The sequence below is a fragment of the Sphingomonas sinipercae genome (genome assembly GCF_011302055.1).
GTDB classification, from domain to species: Bacteria; Pseudomonadota; Alphaproteobacteria; order Sphingomonadales; family Sphingomonadaceae; genus Sphingomicrobium; species Sphingomicrobium sinipercae.
In genome coordinates, this window is the sequence record NZ_CP049871.1 from 1,802,470 (window position 1) to 1,827,709 (window position 25,240).

The 25,240-nt window shown below is 64.1% G+C and carries 24 protein-coding genes, 1 tRNA gene and 1 pseudogene; 18 read left to right on the forward strand and 8 right to left on the reverse strand.

The annotated features are described in order from the left end of the window. Positions 1 to 2 precede the first annotated feature (2 nt). Positions 3 to 674, forward strand: coding sequence for a leucyl/phenylalanyl-tRNA--protein transferase (gene aat, locus G7078_RS09395; RefSeq protein ID WP_166095381.1), 672 nt, complete (start codon positions 3 to 5; stop codon positions 672 to 674). Positions 675 to 709: 35 nt separating this feature from the next. Here aat and G7078_RS09400 read toward each other — a convergent pair. The 5 genes and pseudogenes from G7078_RS09400 to G7078_RS09420 form a co-directional block, all read right to left on the reverse strand. Beyond that, positions 710 to 1,066: pseudogene (locus G7078_RS09400) on the reverse strand (DUF2155 domain-containing protein); the annotation flags it as partial. 35 nt (positions 1,067 to 1,101) lie between these two features. Further along, entirely contained in the window at positions 1,102 to 1,485 is a 384-nt protein-coding gene (locus G7078_RS09405) for an NADH:ubiquinone oxidoreductase subunit NDUFA12 (RefSeq protein ID WP_166095383.1), read from the reverse strand. Positions 1,486 to 1,526: 41 nt separating this feature from the next. After that, positions 1,527 to 1,991, reverse strand: a complete 465-nt coding sequence (locus tag G7078_RS09410; RefSeq protein ID WP_166095386.1) for a DUF192 domain-containing protein — start codon at positions 1,989 to 1,991, stop codon at positions 1,527 to 1,529. 14 nt (positions 1,992 to 2,005) lie between these two features. Continuing rightward, positions 2,006 to 2,503 (reverse strand): cold-shock protein, encoded by a 498-nt coding sequence (locus G7078_RS09415; protein ID WP_246166350.1) that lies wholly within the window; start codon positions 2,501 to 2,503, stop codon positions 2,006 to 2,008. Positions 2,504 to 2,649: 146 nt separating this feature from the next. Continuing rightward, positions 2,650 to 3,216: a regulatory protein RecX gene (locus G7078_RS09420; protein ID WP_343037791.1), complete on the reverse strand. Its 567-nt coding sequence runs from the start codon at positions 3,214 to 3,216 to the stop codon at positions 2,650 to 2,652. 143 nt (positions 3,217 to 3,359) lie between these two features. Here G7078_RS09420 and G7078_RS09425 point away from each other — a divergent pair, with 143 nt between their 5' ends. The 12 genes from G7078_RS09425 (at position 3,360) to rplA (ending at position 14,305) form a co-directional block, all read left to right on the forward strand. Continuing rightward, on the forward strand, positions 3,360 to 5,066 hold the full coding sequence (locus G7078_RS09425) for a fatty acyl-AMP ligase (protein ID WP_246166352.1): 1,707 nt from the start codon (positions 3,360 to 3,362) through the stop codon (positions 5,064 to 5,066). A 109-nt stretch (positions 5,067 to 5,175) separates the two neighbouring features. After that, complete coding sequence (locus G7078_RS09430; RefSeq protein WP_166095391.1) at positions 5,176 to 5,616, forward strand: two pore domain potassium channel family protein; 441 nt, start codon at positions 5,176 to 5,178, stop codon at positions 5,614 to 5,616. A 152-nt stretch (positions 5,617 to 5,768) separates the two neighbouring features. Beyond that, positions 5,769 to 5,844: transfer RNA gene (locus tag G7078_RS09435), tRNA-Trp, on the forward strand. A 175-nt stretch (positions 5,845 to 6,019) separates the two neighbouring features. Next, complete coding sequence (gene secE, locus G7078_RS09440; RefSeq protein ID WP_166095393.1) at positions 6,020 to 6,220, forward strand: preprotein translocase subunit SecE; 201 nt, start codon at positions 6,020 to 6,022, stop codon at positions 6,218 to 6,220. Between the two features lie 33 nt (positions 6,221 to 6,253). Further along, positions 6,254 to 6,793, forward strand: a complete 540-nt coding sequence (nusG, locus tag G7078_RS09445) for a transcription termination/antitermination protein NusG (RefSeq protein ID WP_166095396.1) — start codon at positions 6,254 to 6,256, stop codon at positions 6,791 to 6,793. 211 nt (positions 6,794 to 7,004) lie between these two features. Beyond that, positions 7,005 to 7,190 carry a hypothetical protein gene (locus G7078_RS09450; protein ID WP_166096325.1) on the forward strand — a complete coding sequence of 62 codons (186 nt, stop codon included), beginning with the start codon at positions 7,005 to 7,007 and terminating at the stop codon, positions 7,188 to 7,190. A 52-nt stretch (positions 7,191 to 7,242) separates the two neighbouring features. Next, positions 7,243 to 8,691: a class I SAM-dependent DNA methyltransferase gene (locus G7078_RS09455; protein ID WP_166095398.1), complete on the forward strand. Its 1,449-nt coding sequence runs from the start codon at positions 7,243 to 7,245 to the stop codon at positions 8,689 to 8,691. After that, on the forward strand, positions 8,688 to 9,902 hold the full coding sequence (locus G7078_RS09460; protein ID WP_166095400.1) for a restriction endonuclease subunit S: 1,215 nt from the start codon (positions 8,688 to 8,690) through the stop codon (positions 9,900 to 9,902). Before G7078_RS09455 ends, G7078_RS09460 begins: the two co-directional genes overlap by 4 nt. Then, positions 9,899 to 12,232, forward strand: a complete 2,334-nt coding sequence (hsdR, locus tag G7078_RS09465; protein ID WP_166095402.1) for an EcoAI/FtnUII family type I restriction enzme subunit R — start codon at positions 9,899 to 9,901, stop codon at positions 12,230 to 12,232. The genes G7078_RS09460 and hsdR overlap by 4 nt, the downstream gene beginning before the upstream one ends. A 227-nt stretch (positions 12,233 to 12,459) precedes the next feature. Beyond that, on the forward strand, positions 12,460 to 13,008 hold the full coding sequence (locus G7078_RS09470) for a hypothetical protein (protein WP_166095405.1): 549 nt from the start codon (positions 12,460 to 12,462) through the stop codon (positions 13,006 to 13,008). A 162-nt stretch (positions 13,009 to 13,170) separates the two neighbouring features. Further along, entirely contained in the window at positions 13,171 to 13,602 is a 432-nt protein-coding gene (gene rplK, locus G7078_RS09475) for a 50S ribosomal protein L11 (protein WP_166095407.1), read from the forward strand. 4 nt (positions 13,603 to 13,606) lie between these two features. Further along, on the forward strand, positions 13,607 to 14,305 hold the full coding sequence (gene rplA / locus G7078_RS09480; protein WP_166095409.1) for a 50S ribosomal protein L1: 699 nt from the start codon (positions 13,607 to 13,609) through the stop codon (positions 14,303 to 14,305). Positions 14,306 to 14,487: 182 nt separating this feature from the next. Here the strand turns inward: rplA and G7078_RS09485 are convergent, their stop codons facing one another. Continuing rightward, positions 14,488 to 17,322 carry a M16 family metallopeptidase gene (locus G7078_RS09485; protein ID WP_166095411.1) on the reverse strand — a complete coding sequence of 945 codons (2,835 nt, stop codon included), beginning with the start codon at positions 17,320 to 17,322 and terminating at the stop codon, positions 14,488 to 14,490. Between the two features lie 140 nt (positions 17,323 to 17,462). Here G7078_RS09485 and G7078_RS09490 point away from each other — a divergent pair, with 140 nt between their 5' ends. The 4 genes from G7078_RS09490 to rplL all read left to right on the forward strand — a co-directional run bounded on the left by G7078_RS09490 (position 17,463) and on the right by rplL (position 20,011). Then, a complete protein-coding gene (locus tag G7078_RS09490) occupies positions 17,463 to 17,720 on the forward strand; it encodes a glutaredoxin domain-containing protein (protein WP_166095413.1) in 258 nt (85 codons plus the stop codon). Positions 17,721 to 17,839: 119 nt separating this feature from the next. Continuing rightward, positions 17,840 to 18,706 carry an outer membrane protein gene (locus G7078_RS09495; protein WP_166095415.1) on the forward strand — a complete coding sequence of 289 codons (867 nt, stop codon included), beginning with the start codon at positions 17,840 to 17,842 and terminating at the stop codon, positions 18,704 to 18,706. 352 nt (positions 18,707 to 19,058) lie between these two features. Then, the gene (gene rplJ, locus G7078_RS09500) at positions 19,059 to 19,574 is read left to right on the forward strand and encodes a 50S ribosomal protein L10 (protein WP_166095417.1); all 516 of its coding nucleotides are present in this window, start codon (positions 19,059 to 19,061) and stop codon (positions 19,572 to 19,574) included. Between the two features lie 59 nt (positions 19,575 to 19,633). Beyond that, positions 19,634 to 20,011 carry a 50S ribosomal protein L7/L12 gene (gene rplL / locus G7078_RS09505; protein ID WP_166095419.1) on the forward strand — a complete coding sequence of 126 codons (378 nt, stop codon included), beginning with the start codon at positions 19,634 to 19,636 and terminating at the stop codon, positions 20,009 to 20,011. A 94-nt stretch (positions 20,012 to 20,105) separates the two neighbouring features. On the opposite strand, the gene G7078_RS09510 is transcribed toward rplL, so the two are convergent. Next, positions 20,106 to 20,429 carry a DOPA 4,5-dioxygenase family protein gene (locus G7078_RS09510; RefSeq protein ID WP_166095422.1) on the reverse strand — a complete coding sequence of 108 codons (324 nt, stop codon included), beginning with the start codon at positions 20,427 to 20,429 and terminating at the stop codon, positions 20,106 to 20,108. A 284-nt stretch (positions 20,430 to 20,713) separates the two neighbouring features. Between G7078_RS09510 and G7078_RS09515 the strand changes: the two genes are divergently transcribed. Next, the gene (locus G7078_RS09515; protein ID WP_166095424.1) at positions 20,714 to 20,857 is read left to right on the forward strand and encodes an entericidin EcnA/B family protein; all 144 of its coding nucleotides are present in this window, start codon (positions 20,714 to 20,716) and stop codon (positions 20,855 to 20,857) included. Between the two features lie 75 nt (positions 20,858 to 20,932). Here the strand turns inward: G7078_RS09515 and rpoC are convergent, their stop codons facing one another. Further along, entirely contained in the window at positions 20,933 to 25,204 is a 4,272-nt protein-coding gene (rpoC, locus tag G7078_RS09520) for a DNA-directed RNA polymerase subunit beta' (protein WP_166095426.1), read from the reverse strand. Positions 25,205 to 25,240 lie beyond the last annotated feature (36 nt).

Genomic DNA, 25,240 nt, shown 5'->3' on the forward strand with positions numbered 1-25,240 from the left:
CCATGACGGCGCTCGACCCTCGCTTGCTCCTGCAAGGCTATGCGATGGGCATTTTCCCGATGGCCGACGGGCGCGACGCGGCGGAGCTGTTCTGGGTCGAACCGCGCAGCCGGGCGATCATTCCGCTCGACGGCTTCCACGTTTCCCGGTCGCTACGCCGGACGGTCACCGCCGATCGCTTCACCGTCACGCGCGACCGGGATTTTGCCGGCGTCCTGCTCGCCTGCGCCGACCGCCCGGAAACCTGGATCAACGCCGATATCGAGCGCGCCATGCTTGCGCTTCATCGGCTCGGCCATGCCCATTCGGTGGAGGTGTGGTCGGGCGACTCGCTGGTCGGCGGGCTCTATGGCGTGAAGCTCGGCCGCGCTTTCTTCGGCGAAAGCATGTTCAGCCGGCGCACCGACGCATCGAAAGTGGCGCTGGCCTGGCTCGTCGCCCGGCTTCGGGTGGGCGGCTTCACCCTGCTGGACTGCCAGTTCATGACCGACCACCTCGAATCGCTCGGGGCGGTCAGCGTGCCGCGCGACGATTATGTGTCGTCGTTGTCCGCCGCGCTTGGCGATGGTCCCGGCGATTTCTTCGCGCTCGACGCGTTGCTCGAAGCCTCCGCCTCGGGCACCGGAGTGCCGCCGGGGAAAGTCATCGCGCAGCTTTTGGGCCAGACGTCATAGACGGGGTGCTGGACGACGTTCAGCGACGGCGTCTCCTTGTACAGCCAGCCTGAAAAGACGCGGTCCCACTTCGTGTCGCGGCGCTGCACGTCGACCTGGACGAAGGCGCCGGTCAGTTTCTCCGCTTCCCACGGCGCCGACGCCTCGCAGGCGCGCAGGCGGACGATGACGTCCTTGAACCGGACGGCCTGCCCCGGCTTCAAGGTCAGGTCGCGGACGATCCCGTTGCGCTTGTTGAGCAGGCCAAGAACCGCCACCCGCTCGGCCATCGGGGTCACGTCCTGCGCCGCGCCGGTCCGCGCCGCAGCCTGCGGCTGCGCCTGGCCCTGCTTCTGGGCGGCGGGCTTGTCCTGCTTGCCGCAAGCGCTCAGGCCGACGGCGAGCGCAAGCATCGGTGCCAGCGTAAGGACGGCGCTTCGGCGCACAGTTATTCCGGGATCCAGGGCTTGTAGTCGCCGGTCGAGGCGGGCCTGATCTTGCCGCTGCCAAGCGCGCCGTCGGGCCGGAAGGCGGCCATCGTCCCGGTCGCATTGGGAACCGGCGCGCGCTCGAACGCCCGCTTTGGCGGCAACGCCTGTTCCGGAAGCGCCTCGATGGTGCCCTTTAGCCACGCCTGCCATTGCGGCGGCACGCGGCTGCCGTCGTTGGCGCCGTCGTAGATGACCCAGCGGCGTCCCGGGTGCTTGCTATGCTGGTAATAGACGTTGCCGGCGTCGTCGCGGCCGACCTCGTCGCCGTGGCGCCAGGTGAACAGCTTTGTTCCCCAGGTCGCGCCGTTCCACCAGGTGAAGGTTCTGGACCAAAATCCCATGCCGCGCGCCTTGCCCCGCGGTTCGCCAAATCGCAAGCGCCCTAAGGGGCCGACCACTCCACCTTGTCGCCTTCGCGGATGCCTAGTTCGGCCGCGCGGCCGCCGGGAATCTCGAGCACCGCGGAAACCAGCTCATTGGCCGGCACCGCCGTCTCGTCGAGCGGCACCGCGGTGACGATCCGGGCGATGGTGCGGTCGGGGCGGACGAAAATCATGTCGAGCGGGATCAGCGTGTTGCGCATCCAGAAGGACGCCGGTTCCGGCGGGTCGTAGGGGAAAATCATGCCCCGGTCCGGCGCCAGCGACTGGCGGTGCATCAGCCCCTGCGCCTGCTGTTCGGGAGTGCTCGCCACTTCGACCACGAAGCGATGCACGCCGTTGGCCGCGGTAACGGTCAGCGGAATCTGTTGCAGGCCTGCTTCCGAAAGCCCGAGCGGTTGTCCGGAATCGCCGCTCGGCCCGTTGGGGGCACAGGCCCCGACCGCCAGCGCAAAGCCGATCGTCATCGCCGCCCGCTTAATCACGGCAGCCGCAATTCGACGGCGGTTAGTCCCTTCGCGCTCTCGGCGATCCGCGCCTCGAGCAATTGTCCCTGCTGCAATTCACCCACTCCGCACTGCCTTGCCGTTTCCATATGCACGAACACGTCCTGGGCATCGACCCCGACTCGAACGACAAAGCCATAACCTTTGTTGCGGTTGAACCATTTGACTTCGACGGTCTCGAATTCGCCTGCCTGGCCGGCAAGCGCGTGCCGGTCGGCACGGTCGGTTGCGGCGGGCACCCGCCGAGGCAGCGGCGGCGCCGCGGCGGCGGCGTCGATGGACAACACCTTGCGCGCCTGCAGCCCCCGTTCCAGCCGCTGCGGAATGCACTCGACGACCGCGCCTTCGGGCAGGCTCCTTCGGCCATGCTCGCGAAGGACGGTGAAATGGATCAGGATGTCGCCGTCCACCGCATCACTGACCAGGAAGCCGAAGCCGCGCGTCGCATCGAACCATTTAACCTGCGCGCGCACGGGCGGGAGATCGCCTGGCTCGGGCGCCGAAGCGGGCGCCGGGGCCGGGGCCGGTGAAATTTCGGGTTGTGGCGCGCTGGGGTTCGGCAACCGCATGCTCTTTAACATTTGTTAGCTCGCCGCTTAAACGACTCCGGCCAGCCCCACTACCGCTTTTCGACGAGCGCTTCGAGATCGACGTTTGCGCCCGGCTCCATGGCGACGATGGCCCGCGACAGCGCGAACGAATGCCCGGCCCGGATCATCGCCGCGATTGCCCGTTCCCGCTCCTCGCGCGCCTTTGCGTCGGCGGCGAAGGGGCCAAGCCGGCGGCGGCGGGCGAAGCGCAGCGCGGCCTCGACCCGTTCGCTGTCGGCAAGGGCGATCGCGTCGACCGAATCGTCGTCGCCGACACCGGCCGCGTGCAGGCTTTGCTGCACCCTCTGCTTGCCATAGCCTCGGCTGCTCAACGCCCTGGTCTTGGCCATCGCGAAGGCCGCGTCGTCGATATAGCCAAGGTCCGCGAGCCGCTCCACGATCGCTTCCAGCGGCGGGCCGCCGTCGCCGCCCCAGCCGCGCTGCCGGACCTTGCGCTGCAAATAGCCATGCAATTTCGCGCGGGTCGTCGCGAACCGCCCGACGTAGCGCAGCGCGAGTTCGTCCAGCCGTCCGGCGTCGAGGGGCGGGCGCGGCTTTTGGGGACGGTCGGCGGCCATGCGCCGTTTTTGTGCCACACTCCCCCCCCATCACAAAACCGCCCGACCGTTCCGAGGCTGGATCGCGGGCGCCCGTGCAACAAAAAGCTGGAATTGGTGGCGTGCTCGACCGGAACTCAACGATTGTAGCCGATCTCGCCCCTGCGGGCGGAACGCCGACCGTGGATTCGCAGCCGCGGCGCATCGCTGACTTTGAAACCTTGGGGCAAGCGCTTGATTACGCCGCGCAAGGTCGCCGCGGCCTCAATTTCCACGACGCGCGCGGGACCTTGATCCGCGCTTATCCCTATGCCGAGCTGCGCGACGATGCCTTGCTCGCGGCCCGCCGCTTTGTCGGTCTTGGGCTCGAGCCCGGCGACCGCGTCGCGCTGGTTGCCGAAACCGGCGCCGAATTCGCAGCAGCCTTCTTTGGCGCGATCTACGCCGGCCTGTGGCCGGTGCCGCTGCCCTTGCCGACCAGCTTCGGCGGCCGTGAGGCTTACGTCGAACAGCTCAAGGTGATGCTTGGCAGCAGCGACCCGCAGCTGTTCCTCTTCCCCGAAGAGCTTGCACCCTACGCCGGCGACGCCGCCGCGCAGCTCGGCATCGCCGCGCGCAGCTGGGAAACGCTCGACCAGCTGGAACCCAGCGACGCCCCGCTTCCCGTCTCCGGGCCGGACGACATCGGCTACCTGCAATATTCCAGCGGCTCGACCCGCTTCCCGCACGGCGTCGCCGTCACCCATCGCGGCCTGCTCGACAACCTGCGCGCGCACGGCATCGGCCTGAAGCTGGAGCCCGCCGACCGGGTCGTCTCCTGGCTGCCCTGGTATCACGACATGGGCCTGGTCGGCTGCCTGCTGTCGCCGGTCGCAAACCAGATGTCGGTCGATTATCTGAAGACCGAGGATTTCGCCCGCCGGCCGCTCGCCTGGCTCGACCTCATCACCCGCAACCCGGGCCACACGCTCAGTTATTCGCCGACCTTCGGCTATGACATTTGCGCGCGGCGCACCTCGTCGCTGACGCGCGCGTCGGAACGCTTCGACCTGTCGCGCTGGCGGATCGCCGGCAACGGCGCCGACATGATCCGCCCCGACGTGATGCAGGCGTTCGTCGATACGTTTGCCGAGGCCGGCTTCGAAGCTTCCAGCTTCTGCCCCAGCTATGGCCTTGCCGAAGCCACGCTCGCCGTATCGCTGATGCCGCCGGGCGAGGGCATCCGCATGGAGCTGGTCGAGGAATCGGAGCTTTCGGGCGGCGAGGACAGCGGCCCCGGCCGGCCCAAGCGCTACCGCGCCATCGTCAATTGCGGCAAGCCGGTCGAAGGCATGGACGTCGAAGTCCGCGGCCCTGGCGGCGAGCTGCTCGGCGACCGCTCGATCGGCAAGATCCACGTCCGCGGCCAATCGATCATGGTCGGCTATTTCCGCGACGAGGAATCGACCAGCGCCTGCCTGTCCGCCGACGGTTGGCTCGACACCGGCGACATGGGCTATTTGTCGTCCGGCTACATCTACATCGTCGGCCGCGCCAAGGACATGATCATCATCAACGGCCGCAATTACTGGCCGCAGGATATCGAATGGGCGGTCGAGCAATTGCCCGGCTTCAAGTCCGGCGACATCGCCGCTTTCGCAATCACCGGACCGTCGGGCGAGGAAACGCCGGCCGTGCTGGTCCACTGCCGCATTTCCGATCCCCAGGAGCGCGGCCGCCTGCGCGACGACATCCGCCAGCGGGTGCACGCCATCACCGGCATTAGCCCGGTGGTCGAGCTGGTCCCGCCGCGCACCCTGCCCCGCACCAGCTCGGGCAAGCTGTCGCGGACCAAGGCCCGCTCGCTCTATCTGTCCGGCGAGATCCAGCCCTACGACATCGCGGCTTGAGCAGCGGAACGCTGCCGGCGTGCGCCCAGCGACAGGACCGACGTCACGGATTCACTCCGTAACGGCCGCCGCCGGAACCAACCGGCATTGAATCCGCTTCGTGCCGGCGATGGAACAAGAAATCGTCCCGATGCACCTGTGGACCCAGCTTGCGGTTTCCGCCGGCTTCGTCCTTCTCATGGTACTGATCCACGGCCTGGGGCTGCTGGGGATCGGCAAGATCCCGACGTTCGAGGAAAAGCGGCTCGAGCGGCACAAGATGGATTTCAGCGCACTGCTGATGCTCGCCTCGACCGGCGTCCTCCTGTTCCTGCTCCATTTCATCGAAATCTTCGTCTTCGCCGTATTTTACGTGGTCATGGAAACCGGCGTCCCGACCTTCGCCGACGCGCTCTATTTCTCGGCCAGCGCCTATGCGACGCTCGGCGCGACCGAACATGTGCCCGAACGCTGGCGGCTGATCGGCGCGTTCGAAGCGGTAATCGGCTTCGTCCTCATCGGCTGGTCCACCGCCTTCGTCGCCAGGATGATGGACAAGCTGCAAGCCTGAGCCGCCGAGCACAGCGAAGCTGCGTGAGAGCCGGCGAAGGCCGGACGGCCTGCGAGCGCAGCACGACAGGACCGACGGCGCGGATTCACTCCGCGCCGGTCTCCCACGCCCCTTGCGAAGCGCAGGTCGCCGGTCTAACTCGCCCACGGCCTAGGGGTATAGCTCAGTTGGTAGAGCATCGGTCTCCAAAACCGAGGGTCGTGGGTTCGAGTCCCCCTGCCCCTGCCACGTCTTGAGCGCCCGAGCACAGCGAAGCTGTGGCGACGTCACGGGATTTACTCCCGTGACAGCTTCACCGCCCATCCCTTGAATGGCGGCCGACACCGCGCTAGATGCAACTCGGTCGAGGTCTGGCGGGAACCCCCGCGGACCTCGTTTTTCTATCCGCGAAGCGAGAACGACAGTGGCAAAGGTCTCTCCAGGCGAATTCGTTCGGCAGGTCCGGGTCGAGGGCATCCAGAAGGTCCATTGGCCGACGATGCAGGAAACCCGGCGCACGGCGATCATGGTGCTGTTCATGACGCTTCTGCTCGCCGGCTTCTTCCTCCTCACCGACAGCACGTTCAGCGCGATCGTGCAGTTCCTGCTCAAGCAGCTCGGCTAACCAGCCGCCAGAAATACGAAGGCACACCAACCCATGTCCCGCTGGTACATCATCCACGCTTATTCCGGCTTTGAGAACAAGGTGAAGGAATCGATCCTGGCCGAGGCCGGGCGCCTTGGCCTGGAACCGCACGTCGAAGCGGTCGAGGTTCCGACCGAAAAGGTCACCGAGGTCCGCCGCGGCAAGAAGATCACCAGCGACCGCAAGTTCTTCCCCGGCTACGTACTCGCCAAGCTGACCATGAGCGATCAGGTCTACCACCTCGTCAAGAACACGCCCAAGGTCACCGGCTTCCTCGGCCCCAACGGCAAGCCGCAGCCGATCAGCGAAGCCGAAGCCGCGCGCATCCTTTCCACCAAGGAAGAAATGGCGACCGCCGCGCCCAAGCAGCAGATCAAGGTCGATTATGAGATCGGCGATGCGGTCAAGGTCCTCGACGGCCCGTTCGCAAGCTTCAACGGAGTCGTCGAAGAGTTGGACTTCGACCGTGGACGCGTGAAGGTCTCGGTGAGCATCTTCGGCCGTGCAACGCCGGTGGAGCTGGAATTCGAACAGGTTGAGCGCGTCAAATAGCGCCGAGCGCAGCGAAGCGATTGCGGAGCAATCGTTAGCTGTGTCGAAGAGACGCTATTGACCCGGCCGGCGGGGCAGCCGGTCAGGCCGGCTGAGCCCGTCCGACGGCATCAGGCCGCCCTGATGCCCTTCTCCTCCCCTCCCCGTTCGTCCCGAGCGTAGTCGAGGGACCGTCCTTCCCTTTCGTCACTTGCTCGTGCACGATGCCCAAATGGCCACCGGCGAAAAGTTCGAACGTCACCGCCAACCCTGGCGAACCGACGAGATCCAGAAACTCCACCAGCTAGCCGCCAAAGGCATGAGCCTCCGCGCGATAGCGAAAGCGCTGACGCGGAGCGAGGAGAGCACGCGGGATCGGGCGAAGGCGGACGGGCTAAAGATCGAGAAGCTGCGTTAGCGCTTCCTGTTTCGGACCAGCTGATTAGGGTGCTCCCGAACAGGGGGACTAAGTGTTCGAACAGACCTTCAAGAATATAGACGACGTTCTCTGGAAAGAGGCGGGCTGCACGACCGAACTGGATTATGTCGAGCAAACCAGCTGGCTCCTTTTTCTCAAGTATCTCGACGACTTGGAAAGGGAGCGGGCGCTTCAGGCTGAGCTTGCCGGGCGCGCCGACACGCAGATCATCGACAACGCGCATCGCTGGGGCGTCTGGGCGGCTCCCAAGGATGCAAGCGGCAAGATCGACCACAATCGTGCCAAGACCGGCGACGACCTGATCGACTACGTCAACCGCGAGCTTTTTCCATATCTCCAGGGCTTTCGCGGGCGGGCCGAGCCGAACACGATCGAGTATAAGATCGGTGAGGTCTTCGCCGAGCTGAAGAACAAGTTCACCAGCGGCTATTCGCTGCGCGACGCGCTCGATCTGGTCGACCAGCTGCGGTTCGGCAGCGTCTCCGAAAAACATGAGCTGTCGGAGCTTTACGAAGCCAAAATCCGCAAGATGGGGAACGCCGGGCGCAACGGCGGCGAATATTATACGCCGCGCCCGCTGATCCGGGCGATGATTAAGGTGGTCGACCCAAAAATCGGCGATACGATTTATGATGGCGCTTGTGGTTCGGCCGGCTTCCTATGTGAGGCATTCGATTATCTTAAAGCCAAAGCGCAATCGACCGGCGACCGCGAGACACTTCAAACCCGCACCTTCTACGGCAAGGAAAAGAAGAGCCTCGCCTACGTCATCGGCGTGATGAACATGATCCTGCACGGGATCGACGCGCCCAATATCGTCCACACCAATACGCTGGGCGAGAACGTCCTCGACATTCAAGAAAAGGACCGGTTCGACGTCGTGCTGGCCAACCCGCCGTTCGGCGGCAAGGAACGGCCTGAAATCCAGCAGAACTTCCCGATCAAGACCGGCGAAACCGCCTATCTGTTCCTGCAGCATTTCATCCGCTCGCTGAAGGCGGGTGGGCGCGGTGCGGTGGTGATCAAGAACACCTTCCTCAGCAACACCGACAATGCCAGCGTCGCGCTGCGCAAGGAATTGCTGGAAACCTGCAACCTCCACACCGTTCTCGACATGCCTCAGGGCACGTTTCAGGGGGCGGGCGTGAAGACGGTGGTGCTGTTCTTCGACAAGGGGGAGGCGACGCGGAATATCTATTATTACCGGCTCGATCCCGGCCGGACGATGGGCAAGACCAGTCCGCTGAACGATGCCGATATGGCGGATTTCGTGGCGAAACAGGCGGAGTTTGCGGCTGCGCCGAACTGCTGGAGTGTGGCGGCGGACAGCATCGATCCGGCGACCTTCGACCTTACCGTGCGCAACCCCAACGCGCCAGAAGCCGAGGCACTGCGGAGCCCAGCGGAGATTCTCGACGAAATAGCGCGTCTCGATGCCGAGAGCGCCGAGGTGCTGGCGCGGGTCAGGGAATTGCTGTGACGGGCTGGCGCACGCAACGACTTGCAGATGTTATACTCGACATCAAAGATGGAGGGACACCGTCTCGCTCCAACCCTTCTTACTTTGGCGGCGCTATCACTTGGTGCGTCGTCAAGGACATTCAGCCGGAGATTCACGCTTCAGCAGAATACCTTACGCCGTCGGGTCTCGCGAACTGTTCGGCGAAAGTTTGGCCTATCGGCTCGGTCATCATTTCACTGGGGGCCACAATCGGCGAGATTGGAATTGCGAAAGTTCCCGTCGCCACAAAGCAGGGCTTGGCAGGGATTGTCCCTAACCCAGAACGCGTCACCAGTGAGTTTCTTGCGTATGCTTTGCATGAGCAAGTTAATACGATCCGCGCTATGGCGCGAGGTGCTACGATTAAGGAAGTACGTCCCAAACGACTTGCCGACGAGCTCCTGATCCATACGCCACCCCTCGATGAGCAGCGGCGGATTGTGGCCGTGTTGGATGAGGCCTTCGCCGCCATCGCCACCGCAACCGCCAACGCCGAAAGGAACCTCGCCAATGCGCGGCTAAGCGGACGGCTCGCTCTAGAGAGCCTACTATCTCGGCTTGTTGCCGAATGCGATGAGGTTGAAATCAGAGAGTTAGCCGAGATCGAGTCAGGCGCAGGCTTTCCTGATCGGTTTCAAGGCAAAGCGGACGAAGCAATTCCGTTCTTCAAGGTCGGGGACATGAACACGCCCGGCAACGAAACCATCATGACCGCAGCGAACCATACAATCTCTGAGATTACCCGTTCCCAACTGCGAGCGCGGGTCTTTCCGGTAGGTAGCGTGCTCTTCCCGAAGGTCGGGGGGGCAATCGCAACAGACAAGAAGCGTCTCGTCGGCGTACCTTGCTGCGTCGACAATAACGTTATGGGTATCATCCCGAACCCAGAAAAACTTGACGCTACGTTATTGTTGCAACTGATGGTCAACAAACCTCTGAAAGAGTTCTCTAACGATGCCGGGCTCCCCTCGATTCGCAAAAGCACCGTTGCGGCTTGGCGAGTGCGAGTGCCCAAGGAGCTGGAAACTCAAAAGCTTTTGGCAGAGCGTTTGACGGATATCGCGGCGGCGGTAAGCGACCTCACTGAAAAGTATGGGCGGAAGTTGCACTCATTGAATGAACTGAAACAATCCCTCCTCCACCGCGCCTTCTCCGGCGAATTGTCCGAGCGAGAACCCATCCCCGCATGAACGAAGCCGAGACTCGCGCCGAGCTGATCGATCCCGCGTTCCATGCCGCCGGCTGGGGCGTGGTGGCGGACAGCCGGACTCGGCGGGAAGTGATCGCGCCGGGGCGGATCATGGGCGGCGGCAAGCGCGCGGCGGCGAAGTCGGCCGATTATGTCCTGACCTATCGCAACACCAAGCTGGCGGTGGTTGAGGCCAAGGCAGCCACGAAGAGCTACACTGAGGGCGTCGGGCAGGCGAAGGATTATGCCCAGTGCCTGCAAACCCGCTTTGCCTTCGCCACAAATGGTAAAGACATCTGGCGGATCGACCTGAAGACCGGCTCGGAAGGGATGGTCGAAATCTGGCCGACACCTGACGAATTGTGGGCCGACACATTCGCCGAAGCCAACCTGTGGCGTGACCGGTTCGCGGCGGTGCCGCTGCAGACCGACGGGCGGTTCGAGCCCCGCTATTACCAATATAACGCGATCCAGAAGGCGCTCGATGCGATCGCGAGCGGCAAGGACCGTATCCTGCTCACCCTCGCCACCGGTACTGGCAAGACGGTCATTGCCTTCCAGCTGGCGTGGAAGCTGTTCCACGCGCGATGGAACATTCAGGATTGGAAAAGCGACGGCACGCCCACGCGGCGGCCGCGCATCCTGTTCCTTGCCGATCGTAACATATTGGCAGACCAGGCCTACAACAGCTTCGGCGCGTTCGAAGATAATGCGCTGGTTCGCATCCGCCCTGATCTGATCCGAAAGCGCGGCAGCGTGCCGAAAAACGGCAGCATCTTCTTCACCATCTTCCAGTCCGTGATGACCGACACCGGAAGCGAGGAAGAGCCGGCCTTCAACTATCAGGACTATCCGCCCGACTTCTTCGATTGCGTAATCATCGACGAATGCCACCGCGCCGGGGCCAAGGACGGCAGCGAATGGCGGGCGATCCTCGAATATTTCGCGCCGGCGGTGCAGATCGGCCTCACCGCCACGCCCAAACGCAGGGACAATGTCGATACCTACGCCTATTTCGGCGAGCCGGTTTACACCTATTCGCTGAAGCAGGGCATCGAGGACGGCTATCTAACGCCGTTCAAGGTGCAGCAGATCGGCACCACGATCGACGATTATCTCTACACGCCGGACGACGAAATCCTTTCCGGCGAGGTGGTCGAGGGCAAGCGCTACAAGGAGTCGGACTTCAACAAGTCGATCTTCATCCGTGAGCGCGAAGCCTATCGCGTGAAGACGTTCATGGACATGATCGACCAGAAGCAAAAGACGCTCGTCTTCTGCGCGACGCAGGAACATGCCGGGCTGATCCGCGACCTGATTAATCAGGTGAAGACCAGCACCAACCCGAACTACTGCGTTCGTGTGACCGCCAACGACGGCGCGCTCGGCGAACAGCACCTCCGGACCTTCCAGGATAACGACAAGACCGTCCCGACGATCCTCACTACCAGCCAGAAGCTTTCGACCGGCGTCGACGCCCGGAACGTCCGCAACATCGTCCTGCTCCGCCCTGTCAATTCGATGATCGAGTTCAAGCAGATCGTTGGGCGCGGAACCCGCCTTTTCGACGGCAAGGACTATTTCACGATTTACGATTTCGTGAAGGCGTACGAGCACTTCAACGATCCCGAATGGGACGGGGAGCCGCTCGAGCCACCCGCGAAACCCGCGCCTGGCGAACTGAATCCCGACGACCCTGCACCGCCTGCCGATCCCGACGAGTTAGCACCGAAACGCGAGATGCTTGTCGTAAAGCTGGCCGACGGGAAGGAACGCAAGTTTCAGCACATGAGTGCGACCACTTTCTGGGGTCCAAACGGCAAACCCGTTTCCGCCTCGCAGTTTGTCGAGGCGCTCTTCGGCGTGTTACCCGAGCTGTTCCAGAACGAAGCCGAGCTTCGCCGCATCTGGGGCGACCCCGACACCCGCAAAAAGCTGCTTGGCGGCCTCGCAGAGCGTGGCTTCACGCGTGACCAGCTGGAGAACGTTCGCACCATTATTGACGCCGAGGCGAGCGACCTGTTCGACGTCTTGGCCTATGTTGCCTATTTGCGTGCGCCGGAAACGCGCATGGAACGCGTCGCGTCGAAGCGGTTCGATATTCTAAACGGAATGCCGGACGCGCAGCAGGAATTTCTCGATTTCGTGCTTTCGCAATATGTTGCCGAAGGGGAGGACGAGCTCGATCTTGAAAAGCTGCCTACACTTCTCAACGTGAAGTACGGCAGCGCCTCAGATGGACTCAAGCGCCTCGGCGCGACTGTGACGGAAGTGCAGTCGGCCTTTAGAGGTTTCCAGGGTAAGCTCTACGCAAAGCAACCCCGACAATAAGCTGTCCTACAGCCCCCCTCTTCTGCCACGCTTCCGCGATGGCGCCACCCCGTTCACGCTTGCTCCAGGCGCCGCCTGTCCGCCGTCGCCGACCCTCCGCATCCCCGCTTAAAGTCACGAAAAAGCTGCACGACCGCGTGACTTTAGTGACTTTAAGGGCCCTTCTCACCCGTGCGCTTCTGGGTCATGACGCGCGCTTCGAGAATCGATCCGGGGGGAGTTCAATCGTGAACCGAATGCTCGCTGGCCTCGCCGCCGCCGCCTTCGCCGTCACCGCTTTCGCCGCTGCGCCGGCCGGGGCCGCTGCTCCTGCCGGGGCTGCCGCGTCGCTGGCCAAGGTCGACGGCGACCGTTTCACCGTCGTCATGCCGGGCTCGCCCGAGCGCATTTCGAACACGGTCGAAATCGGCGCCGGCACGGTGGCGACGCAGGCCTATACGGTGACGGAGGACGGCGTGATCTATTCGATCAGCACCGCCGATTACCCCGCCGCCGTCGTGGCCAAGCGGCCGGTCGAGGATATCCTCGACGAAGCCCGCAACGGGCTGACGAACCAGCTCAAGGGCACGGTCAAATCGGAAATCCCGATCCGCATCGGCACCCCGAAGGGCGGCCAGCCGGGGCGCGAGTTCATGATCGCGTCCGACAATGGCGAGCTGAAGGCGCGGGCGGCAGTAATCGGCAACCGGCTGTACACCTTGCTGGTGCTGTACAACCCGGCGGTCGGGGCGCCGAACCGCGACGCCTTCCTCACTTCGCTGAAGCTGAAGCCGTAGCGCGACGCCCTTCCCTTCGGCGACCGCCTGCGCTAAAGGCGCCGCCTTCCGGACAATCGGAAACCGTTGCGGGAGGCTGGCCCCTGGGCTGGCCGCTGGAACCGCTAAACTTGAGCCGTTTGCCGAGATGTATCGAAGGCAAACCACAAAAGAGTGAGTTAAATGGCTAAGAAAATTACCGGCTATATCAAGCTGCAGGTGCCCGCGGGCACCGCCAACCCGTCGCCGCCGATCGGGCCGGCGCTGGGTCAGCGCGGCGTCAACATCATGGAATTCTGCAAGGCGTTCAACGCCGCCACGCAGGAGCTTGAAAAGGGCGCGCCGATCCCGACCGTGATCACCGTCTATGCGGACCGCAGCTTCTCGTTCGCGACCAAGACCCCGCCGGCTTCGTTCCTGCTGAAGAAAGCGGCGAACCTGAAGTCGGGCTCGAAGGAGCCGGGCAAGGTGTCCGCGGGCACCATCAAGCGCTCGAAGCTGTCGGAAATCGCGGAGGTCAAGATGAAGGACCTCAACGCCAACGACATCGAATCGGCGACCAAGATCATCGAAGGCTCCGCCCGCGCGATGGGCCTCCAGGTTGTGGAGGGCTAAGGACATGGCAAAGCTGACCAAGAAGCAGAAGTCGCTGGCCGGCGCGGTCGACCGCGAAAAGCTGTACGGCGTCGATGAAGCGATCGCGCTGGTGAAGTCCAACGCCACCGCCAAGTTCGACGAGACAGTCGAAGTCGCGCTCAACCTGGGCGTCGACCCGCGTCACGCCGACCAGATGGTGCGCGGCGTCGTCTCGCTGCCCAAGGGCACTGGCAAGGACGTCCGGGTCGCGGTGTTCGCCAAGGGCGACAAGGCCGACGAAGCCCGTGCCGCCGGCGCCGAAGTCGTCGGTGCGGAAGACCTGATGCAGGAAATCCAGGACGGCAAGAGCGACTTCGACCGCGTCATCGCCACGCCCGACATGATGGGTGTCGTCGGCCGCCTCGGCAAGGTGCTCGGCCCCAAGGGCATGATGCCGAACCCGAAGCTCGGCACCGTCACGCCGAACGTCGGCGAAGCGGTCAAGGCCGCCAAGTCGGGCCAGGTCGAATTCCGCGTCGAAAAGGCAGGCATCATCCATGCCGGCATCGGCAAGGCGAGCTTCCCGGAAGCCGACATCCGCGCCAACTTCGACGCCTTCGTCGACGCCATCGTCAAGGCCAAGCCGACCGGCTCGAAGGGCAAATATGTTAAGAAGGTCGCCGTCAGCTCCTCGATGGGGCCGGGCGTAAAGGTCGCGCTGGAAGAAATCCCGGGCGTCTAAGCCGAGCTGCCGACCGCAGTGACGGCGGCGCGCCAAGGCGCGGCGCCGGAGCAGCGGGAGAGCTAGCGAGGCTCGGCCGACCTGCCCTGAAAGGGACAGGATCGACGGCACGGGATTTACTCCCGTGACGGCCACGACAAGAGAAAGGGCCGGAGCGCTAGTCGCCCCGGCCCTTTTCGATTCTACTTGCGCGCCGAGGCGGTCGCGAGGTCGAGCTGGTCGGCCTCCACCAGCTCCACGTTCGGGCGGATTGCCCGCAGCTTGTCGATGAACTTCGCGGCATCGCCGACGATGACAATGCTGATGTTCTCCGGCTTGACGATCTGCGCCATCGACGCCGTCGCCCCCGCACCCGTCACCGCCGCGACGCGGTCCGGATAGGCAAGCACTTCCGTCGGCTCGAGGCCGCGCAGCAGCGCGCTTGCCACCTGGCCGTTGAAGCCGGCGCTGGTCTGCATCGACCGCTGGTAGCTTCCGGTCAGCAGCGTCTTGCGGTTTTCCACCTGCTTCGCATCGAGCGGTTGCGCGCCGATCCGCTGGAGCTCGTCGAGGAAGATCTTGGCGACCTCCGCGGCGCTTTCATTCTTGGTCTGGGCCGAGGCGACCAACGTGCCGACGTCCCGCTGCGCCGAAAGCCCGCTATAAGCACCGTAGCTGAGCGCGCGCTTGACCCGGATTTCCTCGAACAAGCGCCCGGTCGACGTTCCGCCGAGCACCGAATTGGCCAGCAGCGCGTCGTAATAGGCGCGGTCGGCGCGGGACAGGCCGCGGGCGACGGCATAGACCGCCGCCTGGCCGGAGCCGGGCAGGTTGACGACCAGCGTCCGCGCCGGAAGCGCCGACCCGGCAAGCGCCTGCGGCTGGGCCGGGGCCGATCCGGCCACCTTCCAGTCGCCGAACGCCGATTCCGCGATCTTCCGCGCTTCGGCCGCGTCGATGCCGCCGGACACGAGCACGGTCGTCAGTTCCGGCCGCCACCATGCCTGACGGAAGGCGAGCAGGTCGCCGCGGGTCAGCCCGGCCAGGCTTGCCGGCGTGCCGCCGCCGATCGAGCCGTAAGGGGCATTGCCGTAGACCACCGGGTTGACCAGCATTCCCGCCAGCGCTCCGGGCTCCTTGAGGGAGATGCTCAGGCCATCGAGCGCGCGCTTGCGCTCACGGGCAAAGTCCTCCTCCGGGAAGCTCGCGTTGCGGACGATGTCCGACAGCACTTCGCTGGCCTGCCCAAGCGTCGCCGCCGGCGCGGTCAGCGAGATATAGGTGCCGTCGGTGGCCGCCGAGGCCGAGAGCGAGGCGCCGAGGCGCTCAAGCCGGGCGGCAATCTGGTCGGCGCTTTGCGTCGCCGTCCCCTTGCTGGCGATCGCCGCGGCAAGGTTGGCCAGACCAGCCTTGGCGCGCGGGTCGGTCGCCGAGCCGGCGCCGATCAGCACCGTCATTGTCGTCAACGGCACGTTGCCGGTGCGCGCGGAAATGAAGCGGATGCCGTTGCCGAGACGTTCGTCGGTGACTTGCGGGGCAACGTAGGCGACCCGTTCGCCCGGCCCGGGCAGCGGATCCCGATCGGCTTCGGCGCGAAGCTGGTTGGGCTTGCCGGTTGCCGCCGGCGGCGTGCTGAACTTTGGCAGCGGGGTCGGGTTCGCCCAACCCTTTGGATCGCCGTCGCCCTTCACGTAGCGAAGCTGGATCCGCTTGGCGGGGCTAAGGTAGGTCTTCGCCACCCGAAGCACGTCGGCCGGAGTCACTCGCGCGATCGCGGCCAGGCGCTTGTCCGCATGGCGCGGATCGCCAGTGCGGACGTAAGCTTCGCCGAGTTCGAATGCGCGGCCCGAAAAGGTCTCCCGCTCCGCCAGGGAACCGGCCAGCAGTTCGTTCTTAGCTTCCATCACTTCGGCTGCGGTCGGCGGCGTAGTGCGCAACCGGGCAAGCGCCTTGTCGAGCTCGGTCGCAACGACGGCCTGGTCCTTCCCGCCGGCGACAAAGCCGTAAACGGAAAGCACGCTCTGCTCTTCGATCGTATAGAGACCGGTCCCCGCCTCGGTGGTGAGGCCCGGCTTCACCAGCGCGGCGTCCAGCCGATTATTGTCGCCGGCGGACAGGATCGCGTCGAGAACCTCGAGCGCCGCCATGTCGGGGTGGGCCGCCGCGGGCAGCCGGAATGCGCTTCCGACCAGCGGCAGCGGGACGTTGGGCCCGGTGGCGGTGACCGTGCGCGGCTTGACCGGCGTGTCCTTGGTCCGGATCGCCAGCGGGATTGCCCGCGCCCGACGCGGAATGTTGGCGAAATAACGGTCGATCAGAGCGTTCAGCTCGGCCGGCTTGAAGTTGCCGGACACGATTAGAGTCGCCGTATCCGGACCATAGAAAGCCTGGTGGAAGGCGCGCGCGTCCTCCAGCGTTGCATTGTCGAGATCCTGGATGCTGCCGATGGTCGGCCGCCGGTGGGGCAAGACGTTGAAGATGTTCTCGCCGATCGCGAAGTTGAAGAACCGGCCGTAGGGGGGTGCCAGCACGCGTTGGCGAAGCTCCTCCTTGACCACTCCGCGCTCGGTTTCGAACACTTCCTTGTCGACGACCGGGCGCGCCATCCGCTCGGCGTGGGTCCACAACATCCGCTCGAGATATTCGGCGGGCACGATCTCGTAATAATTGGTCCGGTCGTACCAGGTCGAAGCGTTGCGGGTGCCGCCGATGTCGTCGACCATCCCGTTGATCGCATTGTAGGGCATGTTGACCGTCTTGCGGCTCAGGATGTGCTCGAACAGGTGCGCAAAACCGGAGCGGCCGGCGGGATCGTGCTTCGATCCGACCTCATACCACATCGACACCATCACGTTGGGCGTCGAGGTGTCGCGGATCGCGATGACCTTCAGCCCATTCTTCAGCGAGCGCTGGGTGAATTGGGTCGGCGGGACCTTGGGCGTCGTCGCCGCGGCCGGGGCGGCAACGGCGATTGCAGGCCAGGCCGTGCCGCTCATCGAAACCGCAAGGAAGCAGGAAATCAGGCAGGTCGATCGCATTCGAAAACCCCTCTTGGAAGCGTGCGTCACCGTGGGACACGGGCACGGTCCAGGCAACCGGCATTCGACCAGCGGCCGGGCATTTGGCGTGGAACTCGTCACCGCGCCCCGCGCTCTGCCTTGCGAAGCAGGAGATTCACATGCCCGACACCCGCCAAGCCACTTTGTACCGAATGGTCTTGCCCGAACATACGTGCCCGTTCGGCGTGCGCGCCAAGGCGCTGCTCGACGAAAGCGGCTTCGAGGTCGAAGATAATACCTTGGAGACCCGCGAAGCGGTCGACGCCTTCAAGGCGGAGCATGGGGTGATGACGACGCCGCAGGTCTTCATCGACGGGGAGCGGATCGGGGGCAGCGACGATCTGGAGCAGTATCTCGCGCGCAACCGCGAAGGCTAAGCCGACCCCGTCTGTGGCCCAATTACAACAGTACTGACTCAAAACCGAAACCGGCCGCAACCTTCACCCTGCGGCTTGGTTAAGGCGGCATCCAATCAACACACGAAGGAACTAACCAGATGCGCAAGTATCTTCTTGCTGCCGTCGCGGCGGCCGCCGTCGTCGCAACCCCGGCCTTTGCCCAGAGCGGCCCTTATGCCGGCATCGAAGGCGGCGTCCTGTTCCCGCAGGACAGCAATGTCGACGCCCAGGTCGACTTCATCGACCCGACGCTGCCGAACGTCGACTACAACGACGTCCTCGATCTCGATTACAAGCGCGGCTACGACATCGATGCCATCGTCGGCTACGATTTCGGCGCGTTCCGCGTTGAGGGCGAACTTGGTTACAAGCGCGCCAAGACCGACAAGGTCGAGTTCGACGAAGAATTCATCGACGATTATTTCGATGCCACCGGCGAAGACCTTGAAGGCATCGACACCGACGTCGACGGCCGCATCAGCGTCAAGTCGCTGATGCTGAACGGCCTCGCCGACTTCGATGCCGGCGGAGCCCGCTTGTACGCCGGTGCCGGTATCGGCCGCGCCAAGCTGAAGCTGCTTGGCGACAGCGACAGCGCCTGGGCCTACCAGCTCATCGCCGGCGCTGCCGTCCCGATCGCCAACAACGTCGAGGCAGGCCTGAAGTATCGCTACTTCCGCACCGGCAAGGTGAACTTCAGCGACAACGGTGACTTCACCGATGCGGACGTGCTGTTCCAGAGCAACTCGAAGTTCCAGTCGCACAGCTTGCTGGCGAGCCTGATCTTCAACTTCGGCGCTCCGACGGTTGCTGCCCCGATGGTTGCGGCCCCGGTGGTCGAAGCCCCGGCTCCGGTTGCTCCGGCCACCCAGACCTGTGCCAACGGCACGGTGATCCTGGCCACCGACATGTGCCCGATGCCGCCGGCTCCGCCGATGGCTCCGCAGGCTGGCGAGCGCGGCTAAGCCGAGCTTCCGCCTAACGACGGACGACAATGGCCCGGGCGGAGCACCAGCTTCGCCCGGGCTTTCGTTTGTCCGGCAAAGACTTGATTGAAATGGCCATTGCGCTATAGGCGCGCCTTCGCGTTAGCCTTGGCTCTCGCACCGTCCGAGACAGTTGCTGGGGGCTTCCCCCTTAATCCGCAACCGAGACGGGGACAGGAATCAGACCGCGGGCCCGGCCCGCTGTCGTGCGTTGCATCTGCGGCGCCGCCGATCCCAACCCCACGGACAATTGCTGCCCACGCAGGGAAACTTGCACGGGCGTTTGTTGAACCTCGCTTGGGCCTTGCCCGGGCGAAATTCTGGAGTTGGCATGGATCGTTCGCAAAAATCCGATCTGGTCGACCAGCTGAAGCAAGTCTTCACCGAGACGAGCGTGGTGGTTGTCACCCGCAATCTCGGCCTTTCCGTCGCGCAATCGACGGATCTGCGACTGAAGATGCGTGACGCCGGCGCACAGTTCAAAGTTGCGAAGAACCGGCTGGCGCTGATTGCGCTCGAGGATACGCGCTACAAGCCGATCGGGGACCTGCTGAAGGGCCCGACCGCGCTTGCGACCTCGATCGACCCCGTCGCGGCTGCCAAGGTGGCAGTCGACTTCGCCAAGACGAACGACAAGTTCGAAATCCTTGGCGGCGCGATGGGCGACACGCTGCTCGACCTCAACGGGATCAAGGCCCTGGCCTCGCTTCCGTCGCTCGACGAGCTTCGTGGCACTCTCATCGGTCTCATCCAGGCGCCGGCGACCAAGATCGCCCGCACCGTTAGTGAGCCGGGTGCCCAGCTGGCCCGCGTCTTCGGCGCTTATGGCGCAAAACAAGCCGCGTAAGTTCGCTTACCCATCAACGCACGACACATGGGGCATGAAGCCCCGCACAGGAGTATAAAATGGCTGACATCAATGCGCTGGTTGACCAGCTTTCCGAACTGACCGTCCTCGAGGCCGCTGACCTCGCCAAGGCGCTTGAAGAAAAGTGGGGCGTTTCCGCCGCTGCCGCGGTTGCGGTTGCCGGCCCGGCCGGCGGCGGCGCTGCCGCTCCGGCTGCCGAAGAGAAGACCGAATTCGACGTCATCCTCACCGGCGACGGCGGCAAGAAGATCAACGTGATCAAGGAAGTCCGCGCGATCACCGGCCTGGGCCTGGGCGAAGCCAAGGCGCTGGTCGAAAGCGCGCCGAAGGCCGTCAAGGAAGGCATCGGCAAGGACGAAGCCGAAAAGATCAAGAAGCAGATCGAAGAAGCCGGCGGCACCGTCGAGCTCAAGTAAGCTTCAAAAGACGAGTTTCGCGGATGTCTTGAAGCGTCCGTGGAAGGGAGGGCGGCTCTTCGGGGTCGCCCTTTTCGTTTGTGCGGCCGAGCGCCTAGCCGAAGATCGACAGGTCGAGCGGCTCGCTCGGCCCGAACCAGATGACATGCTCGCTATGGTCGGCGCGGTCGTCGCCGGTGCTGGCATGGGCGAAGACGGTCAGCCCGCCGCGGTTCAGGACCAGCCACTGGGCAACTTCGCCGAAGCGATCCGGCGGTACCGTCATCTGGACGCTGCCGCGCGGATGCGGGCCGACTGGCCGGAGGTGGTAATGGCCGACCGGAAGCCCGAAGCGGTCTTGCGCCGCCGTGCCGAGCGCCTTGGCCGCTTCGACCTCGTCCGCATCGAAATAGATGTGCGCGTGGAAGTCCCGGATCATCGCCCGGCCATAGCAGATTCCCGCGCCGCTTTCGCCAAACCAAAAAATAACGGCAGCGAAATGGAGCCGTTCGCACCGAGCCGCGTTCCATTCATCCGGACGACAGGAGAAACTGACATGGTTCGTAAAGTGATGACTGTGGTCGCGATTGGCGCTTCGCTCGCTCTCGCGGCTTGCAACACCGTTCGCGGTGCTGCGGCGGACGTAAATTCGGCAGCTAACGCGGTCGACAACGCCGTCTAATCGAGGCCATGGTCATCTCGCCATTCAAAGGGAGGGTGACCATGGTACGAAACGTTCTGACTGTCGCGCTGGTTGGCGCTGCACTGGCCTTGGCCGCGTGCAACACCGTCCGCGGGGCCGCCGCCGATATCAATTCGGCAGCGAACTGCACCGAGAACGCGATTAACGGCGGCTACTGCAAGTAAGCAGTCCGCCGGGAACGAAAAAAAGCCCCGCCAGCGCGAGCCGGCGGGGCTTATTTTTTGCCTTATCCGGCCGGCCTATTCGGCCAGGTAATCGCCAGCGTCGGCATCGGTGCCCTGGCCGCTGGTGACCACTTCGCCGAGCGGATCGTCGCCGGTACCGGCGTCGTCGCGCGGGCTCCGCGCCAGTTCGGCCGCACGCAGCTCTTCAGCCGAGTCCGGCGCGATCAGCGCTTCCGCCATGCGGCGCTGGGCCGCCCGAAGCGCAGTGTCGCGCGACGAGGCTGCAACGCGCAGGCGGTTCATGCCCGCACCCGTGCCCGCCGGGATCAGGCGGCCGACGATCACATTCTCCTTGAGGCCGTTCAGGGTATCGATCTTGCCCTGCACCGACGCTTCGGTGAGGACTCGGGTCGTTTCCTGGAACGAGGCGGCCGAGATGAAGCTGCGGGTCTGCAGCGACGCCTTGGTGATGCCCAGCAGGACCGGCTTGCCTTCGGCCTTGGCCTTGTTCTTCGGCAAGGCGGCGTTGACTTCGTCCATCTCCTCACGGTCGACCTGCTCGCCCGGAAGCAAGGTGGTGTCGCCGCCGTTGGTGATCTCGACCTTTTGCAGCATCTGGCGAACGATCACCTCGATGTGCTTGTCGTTGATCTTCACGCCCTGGAGCCGGTAAACTTCCTGGATTTCGGCAACCAGATATTCGGCCAGCGCAACGACGCCCAGCACTTCCAGGATGTCGTGCGGATCGGGTGAGCCGCCGACAAGGTTGTCGCCGCGCTTCACGAAATCGCCTTCCTGGACGTCGATCACCTTCGACTTCGGCACCAGATACTCGACTGGATCGCCGCCATCCTCCGGAACGATCGCGATCTTCCGCTTGGCCTTGTAGTCGCGCATGAACGTCACGCGGCCCGAGACCTTGGCGATGATCGCATTCTCCTTCGGCTTGCGCGCTTCGAACAGCTCGGCAACGCGCGGCAGACCGCCGGTGATGTCACGCGTACGCGCGGCTTCCCGCGGCATGCGCGCCAGCACTTCGCCGGCTTCGACCGTCTGGCCGTCGTCGACGGCGATGACCGCGCCTGGCGGAAGCCGGTAAACGCCCGCATCGTCCGCATCCTTGCCCGTCAGGGTCAGGCGCGGCTGCAGGTTTTCCTTCTTCGACTTGGCGTTGTCCTCGGTCACGACGCGCTGCGAAATACCGGTGGACTCGTCGGTCTGCTCGGACAGCGTCCGGTTATCGATGATGTCCTGGTACTTCACGGTGCCCGCGCGCTCGGTGATCACCGGGCTGTAGGCCGGATCCCACTCCGCAATACGGTCGCCGCGGGAGACGATGTGACCCGTCTCGCACAGCAGGTGCGCACCGTAAGGAACGCGGTGAGTCGAAAGCTCGCGGCCGTCCATGTCGAGGATCGCGACTTCGCCCGAACGGGACAGCGAACGGTGCTGGCCGCGCGGATCGAGGATCGTCGGCATGTCGCGAAGCTCGATCGTGCCGTCAACCGGCGCTTCGAGGTTCGACTGCTCGTTGAGCTGCGCCGCGCCGCCGATGTGGAAGGTCCGCATCGTCAGCTGGGTGCCCGGCTCGCCGATCGACTGGGCGGCGATGACGCCGACCGCTTCACCGATGTTGACCGGGGTACCGCGGGCAAGGTCGCGACCGTAGCACTTGCCGCACACGCCCTGCTTGGACGCGCACACCAACGGCGAGCGGATCTTGATCCCCTGCAGCCCGATCTCCTCGATCCGGGCGACCATCGGCTCGTCAAGCAACGTGCCTTCCGGAATGACGACTTCGCCGGACTTGGCATCGACGACATCCTCGGCCGTTGTGCGGCCCAGAACGCGGTCGCCAAGCGAGGCAATGACCGCGCCGCCCTGGACGATGGCGCGCATTTCGAGCGCCCGCTCGGTGCCGCAATCCTCCTCGACGATGACGGCATCCTGCGACACGTCGACCAGGCGGCGGGTCAGGTAACCCGAGTTCGCCGTCTTGAGCGCCGTATCGGCCAGGCCCTTGCGGGCGCCGTGGGTCGAGTTGAAGTATTCAAGGACGGTCAGGCCTTCCTTGAAGTTCGAGATGATCGGCGTTTCGATGATCTCGCCCGACGGCTTGGCCATCAGGCCGCGCATGCCGGCAAGCTGCTTGATCTGCGCTTGGCTGCCACGCGCCCCGGAATGGGCCATCATGTAGATCGAGTTGATGTCGGCTTCGCGTCCGTCGTCGTTCTTTTTGACGGACGAGATTTCCTTCATCATCGCCGAAGCGACCTGGTCGCCGCAACGCGACCAGGCGTCGATCACCTTGTTGTACTTTTCCTGCTGGGTGATCAGGCCGTCCTGATACTGCTGCTCGTAATCCTTCACGAGCGCGCGGGTATCGTCGACCAGCTTCACCTTCTCGCCCGGGATGACCATGTCGTCCTTGCCGAACGAGATGCCGGCGGCGAACGCGTGGCGGAAGCCGAGCTGCATGATCGCGTCGGCGAACAGAACCGTCTCCTTCTGGCCGGTGTGGCGATAGACGATGTCGATGACGTCGCCGATTTCCTTCTTGGTCAGCAGGCGGTTGACCGTTTCGAACGGCACCTTGTGGCTCTTCGGCAGGGTCTCGCCGAGGAGCATCCGGCCAGCGGTCGTTTCGAACCGCTTCATGTAGGTCTTGCCCTCCTCGTCCGTCTGCGGGACTCGGCTGGTGATCTTGGTGTGCAGCGTGACGGCGCCGGCGGCGATGGCCTGGTGGACCTCGGCCATGTCGCCAAGCATCATGCCTTCGCCCGGCTCACCCTCTTTCTCGATCGAGAGGTAATAGAGGCCAAGCACCATGTCCTGCGACGGAACGATGATCGGCTTGCCGTTGGCGGGCGAGAGGATGTTGTTGGTGCTCATCATCAAGACGCGCGCTTCCAGCTGGGCCTCGAGGCTCAGCGGGACGTGCACGGCCATCTGGTCGCCGTCGAAGTCGGCGTTGAAGGCAGCGCAGACCAGCGGGTGAAGCTGGATCGCCTTGCCCTCGATCAGCACCGGCTCGAACGCCTGGATGCCCAAACGGTGAAGCGTCGGCGCGCGGTTCAGGAGAACCGGATGCTCGCGGATCACCTCGTCGAGGATATCCCAGACTTCCTTGCGCTCTTTCTCGACCCACTTCTTGGCCTGCTTCAAGGTCATCGACAGACCCTTGGCGTCAAGGCGCGAGTAGATGAACGGCTTGAACAGCTCGAGCGCCATTTTCTTCGGCAGGCCGCACTGGTGGAGCTTGAGCTCCGGACCGGTGACGATGACCGAACGACCCGAATAATCGACGCGCTTGCCAAGCAGGTTCTGGCGGAAGCGGCCCTGCTTGCCCTTGAGCATGTCGGACAGCGACTTGAGCGGGCGCTTGTTGGCACCAGTGATGGTGCGGCCACGGCGGCCGTTGTCGAACAACGCATCGACCGCTTCCTGGAGCATGCGCTTTTCGTTGCGGACGATGATGTCCGGCGCGCGCAGCTCCATCAGGCGCTTCAGGCGATTGTTGCGGTTGATGACCCGGCGGTACAGGTCGTTGAGATCGGACGTCGCGAAGCGACCGCCGTCCAGCGGCACCAACGGACGAAGCTCCGGCGGGATGACCGGGACGACTTCCAGAATCATCCATTCCGGGCGGTTGCCGGATTCAAGGAAGCTCTCGACGACCTTGAGGCGTTTGATGATCTTCTTGGGCTTGAGCTCCGACTTAGTCGTCTCAAGCTCTTCGAGCAGCGCCTTCTTCTCGCCTTCGAGGTCGAGGTCCATGAGCATGATGCGGACGGCCTCGGCGCCGATGCCGGCGGAGAAGGCGTCCTCGCCATATTCGTCCTGCGCCTCGAGCAGCTCGTCCTCGGTCAGCAGCTGGAACTTCTCGAGCGGGGTCAGGCCCGGCTCGATGACCACATAGCTTTCGAAGTAGAGCACGCGCTCAAGCTGCTTGAGCTGCATGTCGAGCAGCAGGCCGATGCGGCTCGGAAGCGACTTCAGGAACCAGATGTGCGCGACCGGGGCAGCCAGCTCGATATGGCCCATGCGCTCGCGCCGGACCTTCGAGACGGTGACTTCAACGCCGCACTTTTCGCAGACGATGCCCTTGTATTTCATGCGCTTGTACTTGCCGCACAGGCATTCGTAATCCTTGATCGGACCGAAGATGCGGGCACAGAACAGGCCGTCACGCTCGGGCTTGAACGTGCGGTAGTTGATGGTTTCCGGCTTCTTGATCTCGCCGAACGACCAGCTGCGGATCTTGTCCGGGGACGCGATACCGATCTTGATCTGGTCGAACGTCTCCGGCTTGGCGATCGGATTGGCGAATGGGGTCAGTTCGTTCATCTTTTCTCTTCCTCAATCCCCTCCCACACGGTGGGA

Bases quoted from the DNA above. Each gene is read 5' to 3' on its own strand.
- rplA (WP_166095409.1), top strand. From the start codon at position 13,607: ATGGCAAAGCTGACCAAGAAGCAGAAGTCGCTGGCCGGCGCGGTCGAC.
- nusG (WP_166095396.1), top strand. From the start codon at position 6,254: ATGTCCCGCTGGTACATCATCCACGCTTATTCCGGCTTTGAGAACAAG.
- G7078_RS09515 (WP_166095424.1), top strand. From the start codon at position 20,714: ATGGTACGAAACGTTCTGACTGTCGCGCTGGTTGGCGCTGCACTGGCC.
- G7078_RS09485 (WP_166095411.1), bottom strand. From the start codon at position 17,322: ATGCGATCGACCTGCCTGATTTCCTGCTTCCTTGCGGTTTCGATGAGC.
- G7078_RS09495 (WP_166095415.1), top strand. From the start codon at position 17,840: ATGCGCAAGTATCTTCTTGCTGCCGTCGCGGCGGCCGCCGTCGTCGCA.
- G7078_RS09410 (WP_166095386.1), bottom strand. From the start codon at position 1,991: ATGACGATCGGCTTTGCGCTGGCGGTCGGGGCCTGTGCCCCCAACGGG.
- G7078_RS09430 (WP_166095391.1), top strand. From the start codon at position 5,176: ATGGAACAAGAAATCGTCCCGATGCACCTGTGGACCCAGCTTGCGGTT.
- rplJ (WP_166095417.1), top strand. From the start codon at position 19,059: ATGGATCGTTCGCAAAAATCCGATCTGGTCGACCAGCTGAAGCAAGTC.
- G7078_RS09490 (WP_166095413.1), top strand. From the start codon at position 17,463: ATGCCCGACACCCGCCAAGCCACTTTGTACCGAATGGTCTTGCCCGAA.
- G7078_RS09510 (WP_166095422.1), bottom strand. From the start codon at position 20,429: ATGATCCGGGACTTCCACGCGCACATCTATTTCGATGCGGACGAGGTC.
- G7078_RS09405 (WP_166095383.1), bottom strand. From the start codon at position 1,485: ATGGGATTTTGGTCCAGAACCTTCACCTGGTGGAACGGCGCGACCTGG.
- rplL (WP_166095419.1), top strand. From the start codon at position 19,634: ATGGCTGACATCAATGCGCTGGTTGACCAGCTTTCCGAACTGACCGTC.
- aat (WP_166095381.1), top strand. From the start codon at position 3: ATGACGGCGCTCGACCCTCGCTTGCTCCTGCAAGGCTATGCGATGGGC.
- hsdR (WP_166095402.1), top strand. From the start codon at position 9,899: ATGAACGAAGCCGAGACTCGCGCCGAGCTGATCGATCCCGCGTTCCAT.
- rplK (WP_166095407.1), top strand. From the start codon at position 13,171: ATGGCTAAGAAAATTACCGGCTATATCAAGCTGCAGGTGCCCGCGGGC.
- G7078_RS09450 (WP_166096325.1), top strand. From the start codon at position 7,005: ATGGCCACCGGCGAAAAGTTCGAACGTCACCGCCAACCCTGGCGAACC.
- rpoC (WP_166095426.1), bottom strand. From the start codon at position 25,204: ATGAACGAACTGACCCCATTCGCCAATCCGATCGCCAAGCCGGAGACG.